The following is a 20128-nucleotide window of genomic DNA, read 5'->3' as shown; positions in this document are numbered from 1 at the left end:
TGACCATTTTTCGCCAATAATACGCTCGATGCGCTCTTTCATCCCAAATGTGGAGATTGTGATCTATCCCCTTGGCATATAGCATTTTACTCATATGTAAATTATTGTCTAAAAAAGGATCTTCTCGACCTATCACTAATACAATATCCATATTTTTCAATTGCTCTAATTTCTGCTGGCAAGCTAAGCCTGAGTATGAAGTGGGAAGGCGTATGGAAGTATATATCGTCGTTATAAAAGCCAGAGAATAAATCAGAGAAATATTCAACCTGCAAGGTGAGATCAAAACGCCCACTAAACACACACAATTTGTTAAACAAGTGCGGATGCCTGAACGCAATGTTTGCAGCATGAAATCCGCCAAGACTACACCCGTGACTAATTGTACAAGGATGAGAATTTAGCTGATCCATGAATGGATACACTTCATTCAAAATATACTCTTCGTATTGAATGTGTCGCTGAATTCGCCAATATGGCGAAGCCCCACCACAATAAACACTTTCTAAATCAACGCTGTCAACGCAAAATAGTTGCATCTGCCCTGCTTCGACTTTACCGCGAATTTGCTCGAGGATCCGCAAATCTTCATATTCATAAAACCGAGCAAATCGAGTGGGAAAAACCAGCACTCTGGCGCCGGAATGACCAAACACCAACATTTCCATATCTCGCTGTAAACGAGGACTCCACCAACAATGATACTCGCGTTTCATAGAACACTTACCCTGTAGACAGTTTTCAGGAATAACTCTTTATATCTTCACTTTTTATATCTTCAATCTTTGTAGTGTGACTCTTTTCACTTCACTACTAAACATGTAGCTTTGTTGGCTACATTCCTTCTCCTCAAACCCTTAGTATAGCCACGCTTAGAGTATCGTACATTTGTCATAGCCAAGAAAATCCACTGGATTATCTGATTATCCGAACATTAATTAGCTTGAAAAAACTGCGACAGTTCATCAATCAACTCTTTATTCTGTCGCTCTTGACTTGGGTAACTATCATGCCCAGCTTCTAAGACATATAAGTGCTTTTCGCTATTCACTTGATTATAAATTGCAAATTGACCAGAGCGGTGTTACCACTGGATCTCGTAACGCCAAGGCAAAATGCACCGGCGCGGTCACCCTAGAAGCCGCATAAGCAGCATCATAGTATGGCAATGTCCGCATGAGTTTATAGGGTTCACGACAGTAGAAATCTTGTAATGAGCGACCGCTGCCTTTGGTTGGTATTCGCAAACGAAGTTGATGATGACCAAAGGTAGGTACATTAAAATGTGCCCTTGCAATCCTATTATCTTGGGCCAGGCGCTAACATCCCCACTCCGCCGCTAAAGCTGATACCTAATAACCCCACTGAGCCGGCTAAATGTGGATACAAGCCTTCGAGCACAGAAACAGACAACCACACATCTTCAACACAACCTCGTAAAATATATTGGTACTTCTTATCAATATTGTGGATCACATGCCAATAGGGATCTTCTGATATAGGTGGCGCAGCACTTCGAGAAATACCTCGGCTACAAGGAAAAAATATCGCAGCGTTTGCAAAAGGCAAATCAAAATCTGGACCATCTCGGCCACCATAACCATGTCCCACGATCAACGCTTGGCGTACTTCTTTGTCAATAGGCACTAACAACCAACCTCCAATTTTGACTGAATCAGTTGATTGATAGGCGACATGATAAATTTTCCAACTTTTATGAGATTGCCCGGTGTCGAATAACTCCGCGTTTGGTTTCTCGCATAGCGCATTTCGATAGGCACAAGCCCAAAAATCATCAAAATCTTTAGGGGGGCAGAACTTGTAACATTAAGTAGCGTTTGAAGGGGGTAACGACCAAAAGGGTCAAAAGTAAGTATCGAATTCATGAATCTAATTAGTATATTTTTTATTAAATAGCTTATCTATTCAGCTTGCCACTTATGTTATCACAAGGGGTAGATTAAACGATTTATTATTCCGTTTACAGCCTCCAATCATACACTTATCAAAAATAAAGACGGTAGTATCAACAATTAGGCAAAGGCCAAATCAATCAAAACTACCATCAAAAGTATGTTTAGCCCTACGCTCAAAGATTAACCAGAGAATCTCGATTTAATTCTGCAATACTTTTGGCGCCGGTTAGCGTCATCGCTACCCGCATTTCTTTTGCGTATAAATCGAGTAAGTTTTCAACTCCCCTTTGGCCTTGTGCAGCTAGGGCATAAATATATGATCGACCCAGTAAAGTACAATCAGCGCCTAAAGCTAACATTCTAACGACATCTAAGCCTGTTCGAATTCCTGAGTCTGCAAATATTTTGATATCCCCTTTGACCGCGTCAGCAATACTAGGTAAAGCCCGCGCGGAAGACAAAACCCCATCAAGTTGCCGTCCGCCATGATTTGACACCACAATACCATCAGCACCAAAACTCACCGCGCTTTTGGCATCTTCAACATCTAAAATACCTTTAATCACCATAGGTCCGTCCCAAAACTCTCTCACCCACTCTAGATCTTTCCAGCAAATAGAGGGATCAAAATTCGCACCTAGCCAGCCGATATAATCCTCAAGCTTTGTAGGTTCACCGCGATAAGTTGAGATATTGCCTAAATCATGTGGCTTACCACACAGTCCAACATCAAACGCCCACTGCGGGTGTAACATTGATTGAAAAATTCGCCTAGTCGCGGCGTTAGGACCACTCATACCGGAGTGCATATCTCGATAACGAGCACCTTAAGCACTGGCATGTCTACGGTAAAAACTAAGGTTGTTACGCCAGCCGCTTTGGCACGTTCCAATACATTTTTCATAAAACCGCGATCTTTCAACACATAAAGTTGAAACCACATAGGGCGGTCAATTTTGGGTGCCACTTCTTCAATAGGGCAAACAGACACAGTCGACATAATAAATGGTAGCCCTTTATTTTCGGCTGCTTTTGCTGCTTGCACCTCGCCTCTACGCGCGTACATGCCTGTTAACCCCACTGGTGCTAACGCAATGGGTAGGTCCAGCTTTTCACCAAAAATATTAGTGTTCAGACTCAAATCTGACATATTGTTTAAAACCCGCTGACGCAATGCCACCTCAGCTAGATCTTCGGTATTCCGTTTGAGGGTATATTCCCCATATGCTCCGCCATCAATATAGTGAAACAAAAAAGGAGGCAGTTTAGCTTTTGCTGCTTTACGGTAATCAGTTGATGCTGCAATAATCATTTTATTCCTCGTAGGATCCTTAAATTAAGCCGTTGTGATTGACCAATAAATACAACAGCTTTTTTAACAGACAATATTCAAAAGTAGCCAGTCACTAATTTACTGCTTTATTTTTTATGAATAAATAGAAATAATGAAAAACATTATTTCCTAAAACATCCAAATCATGCAAGCAAACGATCTCATCCTCTTTTCTCAAGTCATTGAACTCGGTAGCTTCAGTAAAGTGGCCGATGCCAACAATTTAACCAATTCAGTGGTGAGCAAACGCATTGCCCGCTTAGAACAAGATCTTGGGGTACAACTTTTATATCGAACGACCCGTAAGCTAACACTAACTGAAGCAGGTACGATTCTGCTACACAGAGCCAAAATGGTTCAACAAGCGACAACGGAAGCCTTGGATGCACTATCGGGATTTGGTGAAAACATATCTGGGCACATACGTATGTCTGTACCGACTATATCCGGCGAGCTGTTATTGGCCGACTTAGTCGCGAAATTTTGCCAAGCTTATCCTCAGATAAGCATTGAGCTTAGGCTTGAAAATGACCTCATCGATTTGGTAGAAAATGGCATTGACTTAGCTATTCGTACTGCAAAACTAGCGGATTCGTCATTAATAGCGACCAAAATTATTGACTCGTCATGGGTCGTTTGTGCTTCACCAGAGTATCTATGCCAGTCATCTGAATTAGCAAAATTAGACGACTTAAAACGGCACAATTGTTTGCGTTATGATCTGCAATCAGAGGGCAGCAGTGATTGGCGCTTTACACAACAGCAAAACACCTTTTCTGTCGCGGTGTCGGGGAGTTTGTCTTCAAATAATGCGTTGAGTCTTAAAAAAGCGGCATTAAATAATAGTGGTATCATATATGTGCCTAAATGTTCGGTACATGAAGAGCTGCTGTCAGGAAAGTTACAACGAGTACTGCCCGACTTTACACCAAGAGAGTTAGGTGTATATGCGGTATATCCTTATACGCGTCATCAACCATTAAAAATAAAACTGCTAATAGAGGAAATACGACAAGCCTATCATGGTCTGAGCCATTATTTCAGATTGTAAAATACGCCCAATACAGTCAACTATCTAAAGGAGGCGAATGTTAGCCATAAACATGCCTAACATGTGCTACCAGAGATTACATCAACCTCAAGTGAACGGTAACTTCTTCTCTATTGTGATATAAATGCTTAGCTTGCAATTGATATTTTTTGACCTGAGCACTATGCATGACTTGTTGAATGATGAGTAACGCACCTTGCATTGATTCGTAGCGTTTTTTCATAGGTAGCTTTAGATTAAACATAGCTTCTTTGCAGCGTTCTTCTGCTACCCACGTTGCCATTAATTTAGCCACTCGTTGTGGTTGCTCAATCATGTCACATACCAACCAGTACACATTATTTTTTTTAGGTTGAAATTTAAAACCATCTTCGGGGCAATAAGTCACTTGACCGGTTTCCATCAGTGCTTGATCCATTGCACCATTATCTACCGCCTGCACAAACATGCCTCTTTGCACTAGTTGATATGTCCAACCACCAGGACAAGCTCCCAAATCAACAGCTTGCAATCCCCCCTGTAAACGTATCCCGTGTTCTTCTTTTGGTATAAAAGTTTGAAACGCTTCATCTAATTTTAGGGTAGAACGACTAGGTGCTGCATGAGGAAACTTTAAGCGTAAGATCCCCAAAGGTAATGCTGAGTTATTATTGCTAAATGAGTAACCCACATAAGCTTTATCACTAGTGGTGAAAAATATATGGGCAACTGGTTTACTGGCATTTTCTTTGTTCGTTAACTTGTTTCTTTTACGTAGCGTCTGTCTTAAGGGAACACTGATTTTTCGACAAAACTTAGACAATTCTCTGCCATCGGTGGTATCTGCATATTCTACTCTTAACTCGCCACATAGAGGAAAGTTTTCAAAGGCTGCTAAAATTGGCGTAACCCGATCGGCCACGTCCATGTTCTCAATAATCCCTTGGCATGCAAACATTTGACGGGCAAAAATCAAATGCTCAAAGGATAATTTTTTCGCTAGTAATTCAGCTTGTTCAGGTTGATAACAGTTAAACAAAACGAAACCGGAATGTAGTTTAGTCTGTGGATAACCGTATACCTCAATAGCACTGGCTTTGTCTTGAACTTCATTAGCAACATCACTTTCAAAACCACTACGGCAATACAATAATAAGCCAGCCATTAACCATTTCCTTTTAATGCCGCGACCAATAACAAGGCCCAGCCAACAATAAAACACACGCCACCTAAAGGGGTAATTGGCCCAAACCATTTAACTTGGGTAAGCGCCAATAAGTACAGGCTACCACTAAACAGTATGATACCTGCAATCATAAACCCGGCACTCCATATCATCAGAGAATGAGGCATCTGCCGATATAAAACGACCACTAAGATCAGCGCTAAACTATGAAACATTTGATAATGTACACCTGTTTGAAAAGCACTTAATAAGGTTTCAGATAACTGATTTTTCAAACCGTGAGCCGCAAAAGCACCTAGTACCACCGACAACATGGCACTCAATGCCGCAAAACTTAATATTAACTTCATGACTATCTACAGATCTTTTATATACAGCTAAGGGGAAACTATTGATTGTAACAAAACATCAAAGGGAGATGACCATTTAAATCAGAGAATTAGCCAACGGCTAGTCTGCTATTTTAGTTGTAGCGCCAAGTTGAATAAATTTAACACTCTGTTTCACCGCTGATTGCAAGTTTTGCTCTAACGTATAACCGGAGGCTTTTCTCGGTTTAAAACTATGATCGCCATCGGCTAAGGTACTCACCGATACATGCTCAGATAATGTGTACTGGGAAACTTCTTGGCGCGTCCCAAATGTGTCTCGTTCACCTTGTAATATCAATACGGGTTTCGATATAGTTACTAGATGCTCTGTACGCAGTTTCTCGGGCTTACCCGGTGGATGAAAAGGATAGCCCATACAAATACAGCCACGGGCCTGTGATTGCTCAAGCAACATGCTGGCCATACGACCGCCCATCGATTTACCACCAATAAATACCGGCAAGTGTGTATCCAATTCCGCTAGTACCTGCTGAAAATGTGCTAGTAATTTATTCGCCCTGTCTGGCGGTCGGCGTTTACCCAACTCGGTGGCTAACTGCATGTAAGCAAAATTAAAACGCAGCACATTAATATTATGCGCAGAGAGTCTCTGCGCCATGTATTGCATAAATTCACTGTCTTGCCCTGCCCCTGCACCATGCGCAAATACAAAGGTTGCTAGCGGCTCATCACCTTCAGTTGACTGAGCAGGATTAAATAAAGTTCTGATCATTTTGCTCTGCTTCTACTTCTTTTAATAACCAATCTCGAAATGCGGTAATTTTACCTAATTCAGACTGAGATTGATGACACACTAAATAATAGGCATCTTTCATAATGAGTTTTTCTTCAAAAGGGCAAATCAAACGACCGGCTTCAATTTCTCCTCTGGCTAATACACTATAACCTAGTGCAACACCTTGGCCTAAAGCAGCGGCTTGTTGCACCATCATAGAGTGACTAAAAATTGGACCATGATTAACATTCACCCCTAACACATTAAAGTGCCTGATCCACTCCTGCCACGCATCACGCGTCATGTCATGCAACAACGTATGCTTACCTAAATCATCTAAGGTTTTTAGTGGCAAATCACCTTGGAACAACATCGGCGAACACACTGGCGTTAGGTACTCTGTATGTAGCTTATCTGCCGCTAGACCAGACCATTTTCCCCTACCATAGTAAATTGCCACATCAACATCATCGGTTAAAAACCCCTCATTGCCATCTACCGCTTTAATACGTACATCTATATCTGGGTTTAATAGACTAAACTGACTAATCCGCGGGACTAACCACTGAATGGCAAAACTCGTTTGTAAAGCCACGGTTATGGCACCTTTTTCACCTTTGGCCAATAACCTTGCCGTGGCTTCATTCAGCGAATGAAAAATATCCTTCAAATCTAAGTAATAAGTCTGCCCTTCTTCGGTCAAAAACAAAGCGCGTTTCTTGCGCACAAAAAGTTTCATCGATAAAAAATCTTCAAGACCTTTGATCTGATGGCTAACGGCGGCTTGAGTCACAAACAGCTCGTCCGCTGCACGGGTAAAACTCAAGTGCCTCGCAGCAGCTTCAAAGGCTTTCAGGGCGTTAAGAGGGGGTAATCGGCGATTCATCTGGTAGTCGCTTAAAAGAAAACACTAAAGCATTTTAATGCATTAGAATTTCTAATGCAAAACAATAAAAAAAGTCATTTTATTAATACCCTACAGCTGTATAAAATTCAATCCGTGGTAGAAATTAGTTGTTTTAAAACAACTATTAACATCACAAAGCAGATTAACAAACAAATACAACATTACATTTTTAACATTACTAAACTTAAGGTTAACAACATGAAAACATTATTTACAAAAAGTACAATAGCAGCCATTACTTTAGTCGCTGCATTATTTTCTCAATCTAGCAATGCTAAAATTTCTAAGGCTGCTGAAGCGCCAGTTGAGAACAGCATCGCAGCAGACCTATTAACTGAATTCAACAACGTAATCGATGGAATTTTAGGTAATGTAGAACAACCTAAAGTTCAAAAAACAATTGCTAAACAATTAACCACTGACACGGTAGAACTTAAAGCTAACGAATTGGTGCAAGAAGTGGACAAAACATTTCCGAAGTTCAAATTTAAAGTCGTGATAAAAGACTAATTTGAATGCTTTGTTTGTCTGCATGTTAACAATCTCTTAGTAAGTTAGACGCTGTGTGACCGTGATATTTCAAATGATATCCCCCGTCACACAGCACAACTTACAAGCCCTGCACTAGAAAACCTCTTGTTTCAACGTAAATGTCGACATCATCAATCTGATACTCACAGTTTTACAGTTGTGTGACTTATTCGGCACTTGTGTCTAACGGTTCAAAGCCTTTAACTAATTCATCCAACGCTTTCATTTGTTGTAAATAAGGCTCTAGTTTGTCTAACGCCAATGCACATGGTCCATCACACTTTGCCTGATTGGGATTTGGATGCGCTTCTATAAATAGTCCTGCTAATCCTAATGCCATACCACTTCTGGCTAACTGTGCTGCTTGAGCGCGACGGCCATCAGCCGAATCGGTTCTGCCACTAGGTTTTTGCAACGCATGGGTCGCATCAAAAATAACTGGCGCATATGCTTTCATTTCATCCATAGCCAACATATCAACCACTAAGTTGTTGTAGCCATAACAAGAGCCCCGTTCACATAAAATAATTTTATCGTTACCCGCTTCGCCGAATTTAGTAATGATATGACGCATTTCGTGAGCCGCTAAAAACTGAGGTTTTTTTACATTGATGACAGCGTTCGTTTTTGCCATGGCTACCACTAGATCAGTTTGACGGGCTAAAAACGCTGGCAGTTGAATGACATCGGCCACTTCAGCAACAGGGGCGGCTTGAAAAGTTTCATGTACATCAGTGATCACGGGTACATCAAATGTGTGTTTAATCTCTTCAAATATTTTCAAACCTTCTTCCATGCCAGGTCCTCGATAAGAACTAACCGAAGAACGGTTAGCTTTATCAAACGAGGCTTTAAACACATAAGGAATGCCAAGTTTGGTGGTCACTTCTTTATAATGTTCGGCTATTGTCATCGCCAAATCGCGAGATTCCAAAACATTCATGCCGCCAAATAAAACGAAAGGTTTGTCATTCGCGACGTCTATACCTTGAATAGTGATATTGTGTAAGTTTTCCATAGGGTTGTTCTGCTACCTTTAATTATCGAATTGTGTAAGCATATCAAGCCCTTCACTTTGTGCATATCTGAAAAGTTGGTCAGCGGCTAAGTATTCGCTAAAGTAAAGGTTAGCTAATCGAAATATAATCAGGCATAAAAGTAGCGTATCAACTAAATAACCCGTAAAATACGCGGTTCGATTTTGCCGTATAGAAAGTTAATTTATACGGGTGCTGAAAATGATTGAGAAGGTTAGTACGATCCACATGACAAAAAAGCTATTTATTAAAACTTGGGGTTGCCAAATGAACGAGTATGACTCGGAAAAAATGGCTGACCTACTCGATTCAACCCACGGTTACGAAGCCACAGATACGGCCGAAGAAGCGGATGTCATCTTACTTAACACTTGCTCAATTCGTGAAAAGGCTCAAGAAAAAGTATTCCATCAATTAGGCCGTTGGAAAAACCTAAAAAAAGATAAGCCGGAGTTAATCATTGGTGTAGGTGGCTGTGTTGCATCCCAAGAAGGTGACACTATTCGCAAACGTGCACCATTTGTCGATATGGTATTTGGTCCGCAAACTTTGCATCGTTTACCCGAAATGATTAATCAAATTAAAGGTGGCAGTAAATCTGTTATCGATATTAGCTTTCCAGAAATAGAGAAATTTGACCGCTTACCAGAACCCAAAGCTGAAGGTCCGTCTGCTTTCGTGTCGATCATGGAAGGTTGCTCAAAATATTGCACTTTCTGTGTAGTTCCTTATACACGCGGTGAAGAAGTGAGTCGTCCAGTAGACGACGTGTTACTTGAAATCGCCCAACTAGCCGAGCAAGGTGTACGGGAAGTCAATCTACTCGGTCAAAACGTCAATGCTTTTCGCGGTAACAACTTTGACGGCACAGTGTGTACCTTTGCTGAGTTATTAGAACTGGTAGCATCAATTAACGGTATCGACCGTATTCGTTACACCACATCTCATCCCGTGGAATTTACCGATGACATTATTGATGCTTACGCAACGATCCCTGAATTGGTCGATCATCTACATTTGCCTGTGCAATCTGGTGCAGACCGTGTGCTGAATTTAATGAAACGTGGCCACACGGCTATCGAATACAAATCTAAAATTCGTAAGCTGAGAAAAATACGACCCAATTTAAGTATGTCATCCGACTTTATCATAGGTTTTCCGGGTGAAACTGATGCTGATTTTGAAGCCACCATGGATTTGATCCAAGCAATGGATTTTGATTTGAGTTTTAGTTTTATTTACAGTGCGCGACCTGACACACCAGCCGCCGATTTACCAGATGATGTGAGCGAAGAAACCAAAAAACTACGCTTAAGCTTGCTACAACAACGCATTAATCAACAGGCCTTACGTATTGCTCGCAATATGTTAGATACTGAGCAACGCATATTGGTAGAAGGCCCTTCTAAGAAGAATCCTATGGAATTGTCTGGGCGTACCGAAAATAACCGAGTGGTCAATTTTGAAGGTACTCCCGATATGATTGGGCACTTTGTTGATATTAAGATTACCGATGTTTTCGCGAACTCTTTACGAGGTAATGTAGTACGCACAGAGGCACAAATGGATTTACGAAACGATTTAGCCCCACAAGCTATCCTTACCAAAAGCAATACACAGGTCGATGACTTAGGCGTAGGCACTTTTTCGCCAGTACAATAATTCACATTTAATTGCGATAAGAGAAATTTAATTGAGTAAACTTGTTAGTAACGAATTAACACTAGAGCCATCGGACCATAAACGCCTAGCCAGTTTGTGTGGTCCATTAGACGACAACATCAAACAAATTGAACGTCGTTTAGGGATTGAAATCACCTATTTAAACAATGAATTTAAAATTGTTGGTCCTAGCCTTCAAGTCAGCAGCGGTACAGAATTACTCAAACGTTTATACGTTGAAACTCAACCAGTCAAAGGGATATCGACAGAGCTAGATTCTGAAAAAGTGCACTTAGCTATCCAAGAGTCTAAGGGGCTAGAACAGCCTCAAGTCAAGCAATACGGTAAAGAAATTCAAATCAAGACAAAACGTGGCGTTATTAAGCCCCGTAACCCTAATCAAGCTGATTATGTCAGTAATGTGTTCAATCATGATATTAGCTTTGGTGTAGGCCCAGCGGGTACAGGCAAAACATATCTAGCCGTAGCTTGCGCAGTTGAAGCCTTAGAGCGTCAAGATGTAAGACGAATTTTACTCACTCGCCCTGCAGTAGAGGCCGGTGAAAAGCTCGGTTTTTTACCTTGGCGACTTATCGCAGAAAGTGGATCCTTATCTGCGTCCTTTATACGACGCTTTGTTTGAAATGTTGGGTTTTGAGAAAGTTGAAAAACTTATCGAGCGCAATGTCATTGAAGTCGCACCATTAGCCTACATGCGCGGCCGTACATTAAATGATGCCTTTATCATCTTAGATGAAAGCCAAAATACCACAGTAGAGCAAATGAAAATGTTCCTTACGCGTATTGGTTTTAACTCACAAGCGGTGATTACAGGTGACATTACCCAAGTCGACTTGCCAAGAGGCGTGCGTTCAGGTTTAAGACATGCAATAGATGTACTCAATGACGTAGAAGATATATCCTTTAATTTCTTTAGTGCCAACGACGTGGTACGCCATCCTGTGGTAGCGCGTATTGTTTTGGCTTATGAGGCTCACGAAAAACAACGTGAAATTGAAAGGCTAGAGAAAAAAGCCCAACAAGAAGCCCTAGCAAAAAACGCCGAGAACAATTAGTTAAATTACCATGACAGCCATACTCGACCTTCAAATTGCTTCAACTGGTGACAATATCCCTAGCCAAGCAGATTTTCAGCTATGGACAGACACAGTGTTAACCCACCTTAATCTAACCGAACGTGAAATGACCATTCGCGTGGTTGATGAAGATGAAATTCAGCAACTCAATCATCAGTATAGAGGCAAAGACAAAACCACCAACGTGTTGTCTTTTCCTTTTGAGCAACCCGCGCTATTTTTACCTGCCGGAATAACGCTTGATCCTGCTAGCATTAGTGATGAAATGCCTAATTTGCTAGGTGATTTAGTTGTCTGTACGCAAGTAGTAGCAACGGAAGCAGAGCAACAAAACAAGATAATCTCACACCATTGGGCCCACATGATTATTCATGGCACCTTGCATTTATTAGGTTACGACCATATTGAAGATGACGAAGCCGATATAATGGAAAGCCTAGAAATAACACTTTTACATAAATTAGCCATTGACGATCCCTATCAAGATCATTAATGATGGCTGCACAGAATCAATTAATATTCTAATTAAATTAACTTATAAAACGAGATCATGAGCGAAGATAATCCCCCGTCTACAAGCGGTTCTGCCAACAAAGGTTGGATTGGAAAAATAGTCCAAACTCTTTCGGGAGAACCGAATAGCAAAGAAGAGTTAGTAGAAGTCATCACCGACGCTCAAGAGCGAGAGGTCATCAACACTGAAACACGTGAAATGATTGAAGGTGTGATGGAAGTTAGCGAAATGCGTGTTAGGGATATAATGATCCCTAGAGCGCAAATGAGAACCATTGAAATAGACCAAAGTGTAGAAGAATTTCTGCCCACTATACTCGAATCAGCCCACTCCCGCTTTCCAGTTATTAATGAAGACAAAGATCATATTGAAGGCGTGTTGCTAGCAAAAGACTTACTTGAATATGCCTTTATCCCATAGTAATGAATTTGAATTGCGCAATATTTTACGTCAAGCCGTGATCGTACCTGAAAGTAAAAGAGTTGATGTGCTACTCAAAGAATTTCGTCAAAAACGTTATCACATGGCGATAGTTGTCGATGAGTATGGTGGCGTATCTGGTCTGGTGACAATTGAAGATATCTTAGAATTGATTGTTGGGGAAATTGAAGACGAACATGATGTTGACGATGATGAAAACGATGGTATTCGTCCATTGAATAAACATACCTATTCAGTCAAAGCACTTACCTCTCTAGAAGATTTTAATAAGTTTTTCGAAACTAGTTTTGACATTGAAGAGGCCGACACTATAGGTGGAATTGTATTAAAGGCCTTTGGACATATGCCAGAACGTGACGAAGCCATTGACATTAATGGCATCAACTTCAAAGTGACGAATTCAGACAAACGTCGCTTATTACAGTTAAAAATCACGCTACCAGACGTAGATGAATAATCTAGTTGTTTACGTCAATCACGACTGAGTAACCACGTTAAATGAAAAATTTACCGTTTGCCTTAAAACTGCTACTGGCGTGTATTTTGGGTGGTTTACTCACCTTGGCCTATGCTCCATTTTCTTTTTGGCCGCTGGTATTTGTCGCTCTACCCGCCTCTATCTATTTGTTAACCACCGTTAAAACAAAGCAAGGATTCAAATTAGGCTTGTCCTTTGGTGCCGGTTGGTTTGGCGTAGGGATCAGTTGGGTACATGTCAGCATTGCCGATTTCGGTGGGATCCCACTCGTTGCCTCCCTTGGGCTAATGGTGCTGCTGTGTGGCTATTTAGCGTTGTACCCAGCCATAGCTTTTTATCTAATACGCCGCTATTTTTCAGTCAATCAATGGCCTTTGATTTTCCCCTTCGTTTGGCTCGTTGCTGAATGGTTACGAGGTACTCTGTTTACTGGATTTCCATGGTTATCTATCGGTTACTCGCAGCTCAACAGTCCTTTGGGTGGCTGGCTCCCTGTGATTGGAGAGTTTGGTGTAACAGCCTTAGTTATGCTGCTTTGTACATCCTTAGCCCTAGGTTTAGTCAATAGAAGCTGGCAACACTGTACCTTATTATCACTGCTAATATTCATCAGCGGTTACTGTCTTGAGCAATATAAGTGGACCAGCCCAACAGGCAAAACAACTCAAATTGCTATGGTTCAAGGTAATATCCAACAAGAAATTAGGTGGGTGCCTGAACACGACCAACCCACAATGGAAAAATATCGTAATATGACCGCTGCGCACTGGTTAAAAAATGATGTCATCATTTGGCCAGAAGCCGCTATTCCTCAGTTAGAATCAGTGGCACACGACTATTTAGCAGAGTTAGATACTGTGGCAGCCACCACTAAAACAGGTTTGATTGCAGGCATTGTCAATTACAATTACAGGAGCCAAGAGGCTTACAATAACTTGATAGGCTTAGGCCTAAAAGATTCTATTACCGAGCATGAAGATTCTCGTCCTTTCCTGTAGTCAATACCATTACCACCACAGCAACCGCTTTGCTAAACATCATTTACTGCCTTTTGGCGAGTTCATTCCCTTTGAAGACTGGCTAAGAAGCGTAGCCCCTATATTTGATTTACCCATGTCCTCTTTCAGTCGTGGTGACTATCAGCAAGCTAACATCAAAGCCAACGGCTATGCATTTGCGCCAGCAATTTGCTTTGAAATTGCTTTTCCCGATCAAATACGCGCCAATCTGTATTTTAATACAGACTTTATAATTACAGTGAGCAATGATGCTTGGTTCGGTGCTTCACACGGCCCAGCACAGCATTTAGAAATAGCCCAAGTGCGTGCAAAAGAAATGGGGTTACCCGTTTTGCGCTCTACTAACAATGGCATTACCGCGTTCATCGATCATCATGGCAATATACAAAGCCGCTTACCTCAATTTGAAGCAGCCGTACTGAGTGACAGTATCCAATTAGTAGCAGGCACGACGCCTTATAGACAATTGGGAAATTGGCCTGCGTGGCTTTTCAGTTTATTGTTATTTATATATGCCGTGAAAGTATCGACTGCAGACAATAAAAAAGTAGCCGAGGTCTAATACCAACGCCAACAAATGTACACTCAGCGATAGTGTCCCAGCGAATTTTGCACTAGCTTTCAGAGCCTGATATTAGCGTTTCTTGGGGGAGTTTTTTGGGGAAGATAGAGTACCACTATTCGTGGCGTATAAAAATGCCGCTCACCTTAAGTGAGCGGCGTTTGACGTAAATTTGTTTTTGAATACCTAGCTCAATCCCAAAAACGTGAACCGTTATGGGCATTATTTGCTAACCCTGTATGTGGGTGCTAGATATATTCTACTGCTGAAATTTCATATTCAATGGCACCTTTAGGTGTTTGAATAGTGACCACATCATCTAATTGTTTGCCAATTAAGCCACGAGCAATAGGCGATACCACAGAAATTAAATTGTTTTTAATATCTGCTTCGTCTTCACCTACAATACGATAAGTCGTTTCTTCATCAGTATCTAAATTTAAAATAGTAACAGTGGTACCAAAAATTACTTTTCCATTATTAGTCATTTTTGTTACGTCAATAATTTGTACGTTTGACAGTTTGCCTTCGATATCTTGAATTCGCCCTTCACAGAAACTTTGTTGCTCTCGAGCAGCATGATATTCAGCATTCTCTTTTAGATCGCCATGTTCACGAGCTTCAGCAATTGAGTTAACAATCTCTGGTCTTTTTACTGATTTTAAATGATTCAGTTCAGCACGTAGCATTTCTGCTCCCTTTGCTGTCATTGGATATTGAGTCATCTAGTAACACTCTCTTATTTTTTGTTTTGCTTACTTAGCACCTAACATAACTAAATAGGTGCTAAATAACTTTTTTCAACTGGCAACTAACCTGAGATTGCTCGTTAGTCGCTATTTTAGTGAATACGTTTATGTAGATCTTGTACCGAGGTCACTCTTGCTCGATCATCTGCTTCATTAGCATTCACCGTGGCAAAAGCCGAGTTCATTGTGGTGGTGTATGCCACTTTATTTAACAATGCCTCTTTACGAATGTATACAGAATCATCGATTGCTTGGCGACCTTCAGTGGTGTTGACAATGTAGTTGTACTCACCGTTTTTAATCGCATCAACAATATTTGGACGACCTTCACTAAGCTTATTCACTACGCTGCATGGCACTCCCGCATCATTTAAAACCGTTGCGGTCCCACTGGTTGCTTCTAAAGCAAACCCTTTGGCGACCATAGCTTGCCCTAATTCGATCACACGATTTTTGTCATTCAGTCGAACCGACAGTAAAGCTTTACCACCAACCGGAATGGGTTGACTAGCTCCTAAATTGGCTTTGGCATAAGCTTCTTCAAAACTATCGCCAACCCCCATGACTTCACCTGTTGAACGCATTTCAGGTCCAAGTAAAGGGTCAACACCTTGGAATTTAGCAAAAGGTAGCACCACTTCTTTAACCGAATAAAAAGGTGGGATAATTTCTTTTGTGATCCCCTGTGAAGCCAAAGACTGACCGGCCATTGCTCTGGCACCAATTTTGGCAATAGGAATGCCTGTCGCTTTAGAAACAAAAGGTACAGTACGCGCAGCACGAGGGTTAACTTCAATTAAGTAAACTTCACCATCTTTTACCGCAAACTGAGTATTCATCAGTCCAATTACGCCAAGCTCTAAAGCCATAGCTTTTACCTGCTCACGCATGACATCTTGAATATCGTTACTCAACGAGTATGGAGGTAATGAACAGGCTGAATCCCCAGAGTGAACCCCTGCTTGTTCGATATGCTCCATAATACCGCCGATAACCACTTCTTCACCATCACAAATAGCATCCACGTCCACTTCAATCGCGTCGTCTAAGAAACGGTCTAACAACACTGGCGAATCATTTGAAACCTTAACCGCATTGGTTAAATAGCGCTTAAGATCTTTCATGTCGTAGACTATTTCCATAGCACGACCGCCTAGTACATAAGATGGACGAACCACCAATGGGAAACCAATCCCAACAGCCGCTTCAAGCGCTTCTTCCATATTGCTAACTGTGGCATTCGCCGGCTGTTTAAGGTTTAACTTATTCACCATTTTCTGGAAACGTTCGCGGTCTTCCGCTTTATCTATAGCATCTGGAGAGGTGCCAATAATTGGTACGCCTTCAGCTTCTAGGGCACGTGCTAATTTAAGTGGTGTTTGCCCACCATATTGCACTATCACACCTTTAGGCTGCTCAATACGTACAATTTCAAGAACATCTTCCAGTGTCACCGACTCAAAATATAAACGGTCAGAGGTATCGTAATCTGTTGATACTGTTTCTGGATTACAGTTAACCATGATCGTTTCATAACCGTCTTCACGCATCGCTAACGCCGCGTGGACACAACAATAATCAAACTCGATACCTTGGCCTATTCGGTTTGGTCCGCCGCCCAAAATCATGATTTTATCTTTGTCAGTTGGATTCGCTTCGCACTCTTCATCATAAGTAGAATACATATAAGCTGTGTCAGACGAAAACTCGGCGGCACAAGTATCCACTCGTTTGTAAACGGGGTGAATATCAAATCCACGGCGAAGTTCTCTTACATCAGCGACATCCACACCGGTTAATTCCGCAATACGTGAATCTGCAAAGCCTTTGCGTTTTAAGGTATTCATCAATGTGTGATCGATAGACGATAAACCTGATTCAGCAATTTGGTTTTCTAATTGGATAAGCTCTTCAATCTGCACTAAATACCAGCGGTCAATGTTGGTCAGTTTAAATATTTTTTCAACCGACATGCCCATACGCATCGCATCTGCAATATACCAAATACGTTCTGCGCCTGGCTCCCGCAACTCGCGGATAATAGTATTTTTGGCTTCAGGATCATTGATATCAATTATTGGATCAAGACCGTTTACCCCTACTTCAAGGCCACGTAGGGCTTTTTGCAAAGATTCTTGCTGATTACGACCAATCGCCATGACTTCCCCAACAGACTTCATTTGGGTCGTGAGTCGGTCATTTGCACCCGCAAATTTTTCGAAGTTAAAACGAGGGATTTTAGTGACAACATAATCAATAGTAGGCTCGAATGAAGCAGGTGTTAAGCCACCAGTAATGTCATTCGCCAACTCATCTAAGGTGTAACCTACCGCTAATTTCGCCGCCACTTTAGCAATTGGGAAACCTGTCGCTTTAGACGCTAAGGCAGATGAACGGGACACCCTAGGATTCATTTCGATAATCACTAAACGGCCAGTTTTAGGATCAACCCCGAACTGTACATTAGAACCACCGGTTTCAACGCCAATTTCTCGTAAGACTGCAATCGCAGCGTTACGCATAATTTGAAATTCTTTGTCGGTTAATGTTTGCGCGGGAGCAACCGTGATTGAATCACCTGTGTGGACCCCCATAGGATCAAAATTTTCTATGGTACAAACAATAATACAGTTATCAGCTTTATCCCTGACCACTTCCATTTCGTACTCTTTCCAACCAATCAAAGATTCGTCAATCAACAATTCACTGGTAGGTGACAAATCTAAGCCACGACGACAAATTTCTTCAAACTCTTGCTTGTTGTACGCAATACCACCGCCAGATCCGCCCATGGTAAACGATGGACGAATAATACAAGGAAAGCCAATACGCGAATTCACATCGTAAGCTTCTTCCATAGAATGAGCAATTTCTGCATTTGGGCATTCTAAACCGATTGCTTTCATGGCTTTGTCAAAACGTTCACGATCTTCAGCTTTATCGATAGCATCAGCCGTCGCGCCTATCATTTCAACACCGAATTCTTTCAGTACGCCATGCTTTTCTAAATCTAGGGCACAATTCAGTGCAGTTTGCCCACCCATAGTTGGTAATACCGCATCTGGGCGTTCTTTCTCAATTATTTTTTTAACCACTTCCCAATGAATGGGCTCAATATAGGTTGCGTCTGCCATTTCTGGATCGGTCATTATTGTCGCTGGATTCGAGTTAACCAGAATCACGCGATAGCCTTCTTCCCGAAGTGCTTTACAGGCTTGTGCGCCTGAATAATCGAATTCACAAGCTTGACCTATTACGATTGGGCCTGCGCCTAAAATCAAGATGCTTTTTATGTCGGTACGTTTTGGCATAGTTTTGCTTACTCTAAACTTTTTTAATATCTATTTGCTTACATCAAATACAGTAGTGGTTACTTAGCCGCTTTTATTAAATCAATAAAATGGTCAAACAGTGGCGCTGCATCATGAGGACCAGGGCTAGCTTCAGGGTGTCCTTGAAAGCTAAATGCTGGTTTATCTGTGCGATGAATACCCTGTAACGACTTATCGAACAATGAAATATGCGTCACTTCTAGATTATCAGGCAAGGCATTTTCGTCTACTGCAAACCCATGGTTTTGACTGGTTATCATTACGCGATTACCTTTAATGTCTTTAACTGGGTGATTTGCCCCATGATGGCCAAACTTCATTTTAATAGTATTCGCACCACTGGCTAATGCTAAAAGTTGATGACCCAAACAAATGCCGAAAATAGGTATTTCAGTTTCTAAAATTTGTTGAATCGCAGTAATGGCATAATCACATGGTTCAGGATCGCCTGTGGCCATTCGATAAGAAAACACCATCAGGTTTCAATGCTAAGACTTCAGCAGCTGCTGTTTTAGCAGGCACTACAGTTAATCGACAACCACGGTCAACCAACATTCTCAAAATATTATGCTTGGCACCAAAATCATAGGCCACAACATGAAATGGTTGGTTTTCGGCTTCAGTTTGGTATCCACTACCCAACTGCCAACTTCCCTCGGTCCATTGATATGTCTGTTCGCAAGTCACTTCTTTGGCTAAGTCCATTCCTTTTAGGCCGCCGAATGCTTGCGCTTCTGCCAATGCCGATGCTTGAGCTGATTCAATGTCACTTGCTGAATCACAAGTAATGATACAGCCACTTTGTGCACCTTTATCACGTAAAATACGAGTTAGCCGGCGGGTGTCGATATCAGCTATCGCTAGAATATTATTGTCTTGTAAATATTCCGAAAGACTTTTTTCACTACGAAAGTTACTCACTATTAATGGCAAGTCTCGAATAATTAGACCTTTAGCCCAAATTTTATCGGACTCGCAATCTTCTTGGTTAACACCCGTGTTGCCAATATGAGGATACGTTAAGGTAACTATTTGTTGTGCATAAGATGGGTCAGTCAATATTTCCTGATAACCGGTCATCGAGGTGTTAAATACAACCTCACCAACAGATTTACCAGAAGCACCAATCGCAGTACCTCTAAAGATAGAACCATCTTCAAGTACTAAAAGGGCAGTATTAGCCAAATCAACCTCCAGGTTAGTTAAATAAAAAAGTTTAACCTAAAG

12 protein-coding genes and 6 pseudogenes are annotated in these 20128 nt (G+C 41.4%); 7 read left to right on the top strand and 11 right to left on the bottom strand.

The features are described from left to right. Window positions 1-101 precede the first annotated feature (101 nt). The 3 genes and pseudogenes from RS130_RS14075 to lldD all read right to left on the bottom strand — a co-directional run bounded on the left by RS130_RS14075 (window position 102) and on the right by lldD (window position 3228). The gene (locus RS130_RS14075; RefSeq protein WP_316026452.1) at window positions 102-716 is read right to left on the bottom strand and encodes an alpha/beta hydrolase-fold protein; all 615 of its coding nucleotides are present in this window, start codon (window positions 714-716) and stop codon (window positions 102-104) included. A gap of 586 nt (window positions 717-1302) precedes the next feature. Next, a pseudogene (locus RS130_RS14070) lies at window positions 1303-1749 on the bottom strand (acetylxylan esterase family protein); the annotation flags it as partial. 340 nt (window positions 1750-2089) lie between these two features. After that, window positions 2090-3228, bottom strand: a pseudogene (gene lldD / locus RS130_RS14065) (FMN-dependent L-lactate dehydrogenase LldD). 166 nt (window positions 3229-3394) lie between these two features. Here lldD and RS130_RS14060 point away from each other — a divergent pair. Further along, window positions 3395-4300 carry a LysR family transcriptional regulator gene (locus RS130_RS14060; RefSeq protein WP_316026451.1) on the top strand — a complete coding sequence of 302 codons (906 nt, stop codon included), beginning with the start codon at window positions 3395-3397 and terminating at the stop codon, window positions 4298-4300. A 76-nt stretch (window positions 4301-4376) separates the two neighbouring features. On the opposite strand, the gene rlmM is transcribed toward RS130_RS14060, so the two are convergent. The 4 genes from rlmM to RS130_RS14040 all read right to left on the bottom strand — a co-directional run bounded on the left by rlmM (window position 4377) and on the right by RS130_RS14040 (window position 7458). Next, window positions 4377-5444 carry a 23S rRNA (cytidine(2498)-2'-O)-methyltransferase RlmM gene (gene rlmM / locus RS130_RS14055; protein ID WP_316026450.1) on the bottom strand — a complete coding sequence of 356 codons (1068 nt, stop codon included), beginning with the start codon at window positions 5442-5444 and terminating at the stop codon, window positions 4377-4379. Then, window positions 5444-5815: a DUF423 domain-containing protein gene (locus RS130_RS14050; protein WP_316026449.1), complete on the bottom strand. Its 372-nt coding sequence runs from the start codon at window positions 5813-5815 to the stop codon at window positions 5444-5446. Before RS130_RS14050 ends, rlmM begins: the two co-directional genes overlap by 1 nt. A 100-nt stretch (window positions 5816-5915) precedes the next feature. Continuing rightward, on the bottom strand, window positions 5916-6569 hold the full coding sequence (locus RS130_RS14045) for an alpha/beta family hydrolase (RefSeq protein ID WP_316026448.1): 654 nt from the start codon (window positions 6567-6569) through the stop codon (window positions 5916-5918). Then, window positions 6550-7458, bottom strand: coding sequence for a transcriptional regulator GcvA (locus RS130_RS14040; protein ID WP_316026447.1), 909 nt, complete (start codon window positions 7456-7458; stop codon window positions 6550-6552). Before RS130_RS14040 ends, RS130_RS14045 begins: the two co-directional genes overlap by 20 nt. Window positions 7459-7677: 219 nt before the next feature. On the opposite strand from RS130_RS14040, the gene RS130_RS14035 reads away from it, so the two are divergent. After that, window positions 7678-7989: a hypothetical protein gene (locus tag RS130_RS14035; RefSeq protein ID WP_316026446.1), complete on the top strand. Its 312-nt coding sequence runs from the start codon at window positions 7678-7680 to the stop codon at window positions 7987-7989. Between the two features lie 187 nt (window positions 7990-8176). On the opposite strand, the gene kdsA is transcribed toward RS130_RS14035, so the two are convergent. Beyond that, window positions 8177-9028 (bottom strand): 3-deoxy-8-phosphooctulonate synthase, encoded by an 852-nt coding sequence (gene kdsA, locus RS130_RS14030; RefSeq protein ID WP_316026445.1) that lies wholly within the window; start codon window positions 9026-9028, stop codon window positions 8177-8179. 247 nt (window positions 9029-9275) lie between these two features. Between kdsA and miaB the strand changes: the two genes are divergently transcribed. From miaB to lnt, 5 genes and pseudogenes are all read left to right on the top strand, one after another. Beyond that, a complete protein-coding gene (gene miaB, locus RS130_RS14025) occupies window positions 9276-10709 on the top strand; it encodes a tRNA (N6-isopentenyl adenosine(37)-C2)-methylthiotransferase MiaB (RefSeq protein ID WP_316026444.1) in 1434 nt (477 codons plus the stop codon). Between the two features lie 31 nt (window positions 10710-10740). Next, window positions 10741-11785 (top strand): annotated as a pseudogene (locus RS130_RS14020) (PhoH family protein). 10 nt (window positions 11786-11795) lie between these two features. Continuing rightward, window positions 11796-12299 (top strand): rRNA maturation RNase YbeY, encoded by a 504-nt coding sequence (gene ybeY, locus RS130_RS14015; protein ID WP_316026443.1) that lies wholly within the window; start codon window positions 11796-11798, stop codon window positions 12297-12299. Between the two features lie 57 nt (window positions 12300-12356). Next, window positions 12357-13218 (top strand): annotated as a pseudogene (gene corC / locus RS130_RS14010) (CNNM family magnesium/cobalt transport protein CorC). 41 nt (window positions 13219-13259) lie between these two features. Continuing rightward, window positions 13260-14820 (top strand): annotated as a pseudogene (lnt, locus tag RS130_RS14005) (apolipoprotein N-acyltransferase). A 248-nt stretch (window positions 14821-15068) separates the two neighbouring features. Here the strand turns inward: lnt and greA are convergent. From greA to carA, 3 genes and pseudogenes are all read right to left on the bottom strand, one after another. After that, window positions 15069-15545 (bottom strand): transcription elongation factor GreA, encoded by a 477-nt coding sequence (gene greA / locus RS130_RS14000; RefSeq protein ID WP_316026442.1) that lies wholly within the window; start codon window positions 15543-15545, stop codon window positions 15069-15071. Window positions 15546-15661: 116 nt separating this feature from the next. Next, window positions 15662-18880 carry a carbamoyl-phosphate synthase large subunit gene (carB, locus tag RS130_RS13995; protein ID WP_316026441.1) on the bottom strand — a complete coding sequence of 1073 codons (3219 nt, stop codon included), beginning with the start codon at window positions 18878-18880 and terminating at the stop codon, window positions 15662-15664. A gap of 59 nt (window positions 18881-18939) precedes the next feature. Then, a pseudogene (gene carA, locus RS130_RS13990) lies at window positions 18940-20086 on the bottom strand (glutamine-hydrolyzing carbamoyl-phosphate synthase small subunit). Between the last annotated feature and the right edge of the window lie 42 nt (window positions 20087-20128).

It is taken from the genome of Paraglaciecola aquimarina (assembly GCF_032464635.1).
Taxonomy (GTDB): Bacteria; Pseudomonadota; Gammaproteobacteria; order Enterobacterales; family Alteromonadaceae; genus Paraglaciecola; species Paraglaciecola aquimarina.
The sequence above is the reverse complement of the archived record's forward strand: the minus strand, read 5'-3'. Positions and strand labels throughout refer to the sequence as shown.

Excerpts from the sequence above, each read along its gene's own strand:
- RS130_RS14075 (WP_316026452.1), bottom strand. The coding sequence starts at position 716 with ATGAAACGCGAGTATCATTGTTGGTGGAGTCCTCGTTTACAGCGAGAT.
- RS130_RS14060 (WP_316026451.1), top strand. The coding sequence starts at position 3,395 with ATGCAAGCAAACGATCTCATCCTCTTTTCTCAAGTCATTGAACTCGGT.
- rlmM (WP_316026450.1), bottom strand. The coding sequence starts at position 5,444 with ATGGCTGGCTTATTATTGTATTGCCGTAGTGGTTTTGAAAGTGATGTT.
- RS130_RS14050 (WP_316026449.1), bottom strand. The coding sequence starts at position 5,815 with ATGAAGTTAATATTAAGTTTTGCGGCATTGAGTGCCATGTTGTCGGTG.
- RS130_RS14045 (WP_316026448.1), bottom strand. The coding sequence starts at position 6,569 with ATGATCAGAACTTTATTTAATCCTGCTCAGTCAACTGAAGGTGATGAG.
- RS130_RS14040 (WP_316026447.1), bottom strand. The coding sequence starts at position 7,458 with ATGAATCGCCGATTACCCCCTCTTAACGCCCTGAAAGCCTTTGAAGCT.
- RS130_RS14035 (WP_316026446.1), top strand. The coding sequence starts at position 7,678 with ATGAAAACATTATTTACAAAAAGTACAATAGCAGCCATTACTTTAGTC.
- kdsA (WP_316026445.1), bottom strand. The coding sequence starts at position 9,028 with ATGGAAAACTTACACAATATCACTATTCAAGGTATAGACGTCGCGAAT.
- miaB (WP_316026444.1), top strand. The coding sequence starts at position 9,276 with ATGACAAAAAAGCTATTTATTAAAACTTGGGGTTGCCAAATGAACGAG.
- ybeY (WP_316026443.1), top strand. The coding sequence starts at position 11,796 with ATGACAGCCATACTCGACCTTCAAATTGCTTCAACTGGTGACAATATC.
- greA (WP_316026442.1), bottom strand. The coding sequence starts at position 15,545 with ATGACTCAATATCCAATGACAGCAAAGGGAGCAGAAATGCTACGTGCT.
- carB (WP_316026441.1), bottom strand. The coding sequence starts at position 18,880 with ATGCCAAAACGTACCGACATAAAAAGCATCTTGATTTTAGGCGCAGGC.